Below are 3,324 nucleotides of genomic sequence, written 5' to 3' on the forward strand. Positions count from 1 at the left end.
ACGTTCTTTGACATAGAGGAAAACAGAGTAAAAGAAAAAGAAAGCAATAGAGTGATTAACCTATGGTTAGTCACCCGAGCCGGATACGTCTACGGACGTGTCCTCTACGAGAAGTAGAGAAGGGCACACGGGGGATGCCTAGGCTCTCAGAGGCGATGAAGGACGTGATAAGCTGCGATAAGCGACGGGGATGGGCACATACCAACTGATCCGTTGATTTCCGAATGGGGCAACCCACTAGTTTGAAGAACTAGGGCCTTTCCTTGTATGAGGAGAGGGGCAAACCCGGGGAACTGAAACATCTAAGTACCCGGAGGAAAAGAAAATAACAATGATTCCCCAAGTAGTGGCGAGCGAACGGGGAGGAGCCCAAACCGGGTTGGTTACGGCCAGTCCGGGGTTGTAGGACCTCAACAGCTGATTAAGTTACTTTAGCCGAACGACATGGGAAGGTCGATCATAGAGGGTGAGAATCCCGTAGGCGAGCTGGTAATTTACGGTAGAGGATTCCTGAGTAGGGGGGAACCGGAGAAATTCCCTCTGAATCCAGCGGCACCATCCGCTAAGGCTACATACTCCTGAGAGACCGATAGTGAACTAGTACCGTGAGGGAAAGGTGAAAAGAACCGGGAATACCGGAGTGAAAAGAACCTGAAACCGTGTGCCTACAAGCAGTTAGAGGGCTTTAGTGGCCTGATAGCGTGCCTTTTGCATAATGAGCCTACGAGTTACTCCTCTCTGGCAAGGTTAAGAACTTAAAAGTTCGGAGCCGCAGCGAAAGCGAGTCTGAATAGGGCGCAGAGTCAGAGGGGGTAGACGCGAAACTTTGTGAGCTACCCTTGAGCAGGTTGAAGGTTGGGTAACACCAACTGGAGGACCGAACCAGTTTCCGTTGAAAAGGATTTGGATGACTTGAGGGTAGGGGTGAAAGGCCAATCAAACTGAGAAATAGCTCGTACTCCCCGAAATGTATTTAGGTACAGCGTCGGCGTAGAGTTACATGGAGGTAGAGCTACCAATAGGACTAGGGGGTGTCACAGCCTACCGAATCCTGATGAACTCCGAATGCCATGTAATATAGCCGGCAGTGAGGCTTGGGGTGCTAAGGTCCCAGGCCGAGAGGGAAAGAACCCAGACCATCTGCTAAGGTCCCTAAATTCGGACTAAGTTGAACAAAGGAGGTCCACTTGCTTTGACAGCCAGGAGGTTGGCTTGGAAGCAGCCATTCCTTTAAAGAGTGCGTAACAGCTCACTGGTCGAGCGAGAGGGCATCGATAATACGCGGGCATCAAGTCCGGTACCGAAGCAATGGATTTACACTTTAGTGTGTAAGTGGTAGGGGAGCATTCTGGTCAGCGGTGAATGTGTGTCGTCAGGCATGCTGGAGCGGCCAGAAAAGCACATGTAGGCATGAGTAACGATAAAATGGGTGAGAAACCCATTCGCCGATAGACTAAGGTTTCCTGCTCAACGCTAATCGGAGCAGGGTTAGTCGGGACCTAAGGCTAGGCCGAGAGGCTACGTCGATGGACAGCTGGTTGATATTCCAGCACTTATGAAGTGGAGTGATGCAGTGACGCAGTAGTGAAAGTACCGCGAGCGGACGGAAGTGCTCGTTAAAGGGTGTAGGTATAGGGCTGGTAGTTAAGTACGCCGGCTTTGCTGAAACCTGATAGTACCTTGCGGCTTCGGCCAACGGGATAGTGTACCTAATCAGACTGCCAAGAAAACCTGCTAAGCGTTTACTGCTTTATAACCCGTACCGCAAACCGACACAGGTAGTCAAGGAGAGAATCCTGAGGCGCTCGAGTGAATCACGGCCAAGGAACTCGGCAAAATGGTCCTGTAACTTCGGGAGAAGGGACGCTTCCTCGTAGCAATACGAGAAGCCGCAGTGAAAAGGCCCAGGCGACTGTTTAACAAAAACACATGGCTTTGCTAACGCGTAAGCGGACGTATAAGGCCTGACACCTGCCCGGTGCCGGAAGGTTAAGAGGGGAACTTAGTTCGCAAGAGCGAAGGTTTGAATCGAAGCCCCGGTAAACGGCGGCCGTAACTATAACGGTCCTAAGGTAGCGAAATTCCTTGTCGGGTAAGTTCCGACCTGCACGAATGGTGTAACGATCTGGGCGCTGTCTCAGCCGTGAGCTCGGTGAAATTGTAGTCTCGGTGAAGATGCCGAGTACCCGCCACGGGACGGAAAGACCCCGTGCACCTTTACTATAGGTTGACATTGACGCTGGACAACACATGTGTAGCATAGGTGGGAGACGTTGAGCCAGGGCCGCTAGGTTTTGGGGAGTCGCCGTTGAAATACCACCCTTGTGTTGTTTGGTGCCTAATCTGTGGAAACGGAGACAGTGTCTGCTGGGTAGTTTGACTGGGGTGGTCGCCTCCAAAAAAGTATCGGAGGCTTTCAAAGGTCCGCTCAATCCGCTTGGTAACCGGATGCAGAGCGCAATAGCATAAGCGGGCTTGACTGTGAGGCCTACAAGCCGAGCAGGGTCGAAAGACGGATATAGTGATCCGGTGGTTCCGTATGGAAGGGCCATCGCTCAAAGGATAAAAGGTACGCCGGGGATAACAGGCTGATCTCCCCCAAGAGCTCATATCGACGGGGAGGTTTGGCACCTCGATGTCGGCTCGTCACGTCCTGGGGCTGGAGAAGGTCCCAAGGGTTCGGCTGTTCGCCGATTAAAGTGGCACGCGAGCTGGGTTCAGAACGTCGTGAGACAGTTCGGTCCCTATCTGTGGTGGGCGTGGGATATTTGACAGGACCTGACTTTAGTACGAGAGGACCGAGTTGGACCAGCCGCTCGTCTGCCAGTTGTGCCGCCAGGTGCAGTGCTGGGTAGCGACGCTGGGATGAGATAAGCGCTGAAAGCATCTAAGTGCGAAACTCACCTGAAGATGAGATATCCGATTTAAGAGCCGTTCGAGACTAGGACGTTGATAGGCCCCAGGTGTAAAGTCAGAAATGACATAGCCGAGGGGTACTAAGGGCTCGAACACTTCTGTAGCATACAAGCTCATGCGTTTTGAACGCATAGCCGCTTACTTTTTCTTTTACGCTGCCTCTATGTCGAATTTCACAGCTGGTTGTGTGCGAACACGCACAATCTGAGCTGAATTGATAATGGTGGCTTTAGCCCGGGTGTTCACCTCTTCCCATTCCGAACAGAGTCGTTAAGCCCCGGAGCGCCTATGGTACTGCCTTCATCGGTGGGAGAGTCGGTCGCCGCCAACCTTATCAAGCTTGCTGCCCCGCAGCGTCCAGTGCCACATGGCCCGGGATGCGCGGGGCAGCTCGCGTTTATGGCCCGC

General features: G+C 52.7%; 2 rRNA genes. Both read left to right on the top strand.

Annotation, left to right across the window (positions count from 1 at the left end):
* The first annotated feature begins 107 nt into the window (after positions 1–107).
* A 23S ribosomal RNA gene (locus tag HW554_RS20045) occupies positions 108–3,019 on the top strand.
* Between the two features lie 116 nt (positions 3,020–3,135).
* Positions 3,136–3,247 (top strand): 5S ribosomal RNA (gene rrf, locus HW554_RS20050).
* Positions 3,248–3,324 lie beyond the last annotated feature (77 nt).

The organism is Hymenobacter lapidiphilus (assembly GCF_013377885.1).
Classification (GTDB): domain Bacteria; phylum Bacteroidota; class Bacteroidia; order Cytophagales; family Hymenobacteraceae; genus Hymenobacter; species Hymenobacter lapidiphilus.